Source organism: Pseudomonas gingeri, from assembly GCF_013385425.1.
Lineage (GTDB): Bacteria > Pseudomonadota > Gammaproteobacteria > Pseudomonadales > Pseudomonadaceae > Aquipseudomonas > Aquipseudomonas gingeri_D.
On sequence record NZ_JACAQA010000070.1, the window covers coordinates 1 to 1,889 of the forward strand.

The following is a 1,889-nucleotide window of genomic DNA, read 5'->3' on the forward strand; positions in this document are numbered from 1 at the left end:
CTTGGCCACGGCCAGGGAGGTCCGCTCTTCAGCCGATTCAACCAGGATGGCACGGTCGGCACCCAGGGCCAGCGCGGTGCGCAATTGCTCCTGAGCGGTGGACGGGCCGACGGAGACGACGACGATTTCAGTCGCTACACCTTTTTCCTTCAGGCGTACCGCTTCTTCCACCGCTATTTCGCAGAACGGGTTCATCGACATCTTGACGTTGGCGAGGTCGACGCCGGAATTGTCCGCCTTGACGCGGACCTTGACGTTGTAATCGACCACGCGTTTCACGGCTACCAGGATCTTCATTGGTCAGTGTTCTCTCGAAAATCTTTGATGGTTTCAGTCGGGCTGCGGATGATCAGGTCGCGACTAAATCGCCCCGGCGGCGCGCATTTGTTCAATGTGCTCCGTTCCCAGCCCCAGTTCCCTGAGCACCTGTTCGGTGTGTTGGCCCAGGCCCGGTACGGCGTCCATGCGGGATTCGAACGCGCTGTTGCTGCCGGGCGGGATCAGACTTGGAATGGGGCCCGCAGAGGTTTCAACCGTTCGCCAGCGTCCTCGGGCCTCAAGTTGTGGATGGCTCCAGACACCTTGCATGTCGTTCACTCGTGCATTGGCGATTTGAGCGCGGTCCAGGCGATCGATCACGGCGTCGAAGTTGAGCGTGGAGAACGACTCAATGATCAGTTCCCGTAGTGCGTTACGGTTTTCGACACGCTTGAAGTTGGCAGAGAAGCGCTCGTCTTTGGCCAGTTCGGGTTGAAGTAATACCTTCTCGCAAAACAGCTGCCATTCACGCTCGTTTTGCAGCCCCAGCATCACGGTGGTGCCGTCACCGACAGGGAAGGGGCCATAGGGATAGATGGTGGCGTGCGCAGCACCAGCGCGCGGTGGTGGCGGTGCGCCGTTGTAGGCGTAGTACATCGGGTAGTTCATCCACTCGACCAGGCTTTCCAGCATGGACACGTCGAGGTGGCTGCCTTCGCCGGTGCGTTCACGCAACAGCAGCGCGGACAGGATGCCGGTGTAGGCGTACATGCCGGCCGCGATGTCGGCGATCGAGCATCCGGCCTTGGCCATTGCTTCATCGCCTGGGCCACCGGTGACCGAAAGAAATCCACCTTCGCTCTGGATCAACAGGTCATAGGCTTTTTTCTTTTCATAGGGACCACCGACGCCATAGCCTGAAATATCACACACAATCAGACGTGGAAAACGCTGATGCAAGGCCTCAAAGGACAACCCCATTCTTGCAGCCGCACCGGGTGCCAGGTTTTGCACCAGGACGTCGGCGCCGACCAGTAAGCGGTCCAACACTTCGCTGGCGGAATCCTGCTTCAGGTCCAGGGTCAGGCTCTCTTTCGAGCGATTGGTCCAGACGAAGTGCGAGGCCAGGCCGTTGACGCGTTGGTCGTAGCCTCTGGCGAAATCGCCGCTGCCTGGACGTTCGACCTTGATCACGCGCGCGCCGAGATCGGCCAGTTGTCGGGTGCAGAAGGGGGCGGCAATAGCATGCTCAAGGCTGACGACGGTGATGCCATCAAGTGGACGTGGACCTTTGGGTTGGCTCATGAGTGTTATCTCTCTGGTCATGGCTCCCCAGCGGCGCCTGCCTGGGCTGACGCGCCGGGTTGTTGCGCCGATCACTTAGAAGGAGCGCGGCAGTTCGAGCAGGTGCTCGGCCACGTAGGACAGGATCAGGTTGGTGGAGATCGGCGCCACCTGGTACAGGCGAGTCTCGCGGAACTTGCGCTCGACGTCGTATTCACAGGCGAAACCGAAACCGCCGTGGGTCTGCAGGCAGGCGTTGGCCGCTTCCCAGGACGCCTTGGCCGCCAGGTACTTGGCCATATTGGCGCTGGCCCCGGCGTTCTGCCCGCTGTCGTATTCCTCGCAGG

General features: G+C 60.6%; 3 protein-coding genes. All 3 read right to left on the reverse strand.

From position 1 onward, the window contains the following. Positions 1 to 297, reverse strand: a 297-nt coding sequence (locus HX830_RS31855; protein WP_442757375.1) for an electron transfer flavoprotein subunit beta/FixA family protein, incomplete at its 3' end; no start/stop codon positions are given. Between the two features lie 63 nt (positions 298 to 360). After that, complete coding sequence (locus tag HX830_RS31860; RefSeq protein WP_177104816.1) at positions 361 to 1,563, reverse strand: CaiB/BaiF CoA transferase family protein; 1,203 nt, start codon at positions 1,561 to 1,563, stop codon at positions 361 to 363. A 75-nt stretch (positions 1,564 to 1,638) separates the two neighbouring features. Beyond that, the coding region (locus HX830_RS31865) for an acyl-CoA dehydrogenase family protein (RefSeq protein ID WP_177098905.1) at positions 1,639 to 1,889 on the reverse strand (251 nt) is incomplete at its 5' end.

Bases quoted from the DNA above. Each gene is read 5' to 3' on its own strand.
- HX830_RS31860 (WP_177104816.1), bottom strand. From the start codon at position 1,563: ATGAGCCAACCCAAAGGTCCACGTCCACTTGATGGCATCACCGTCGTC.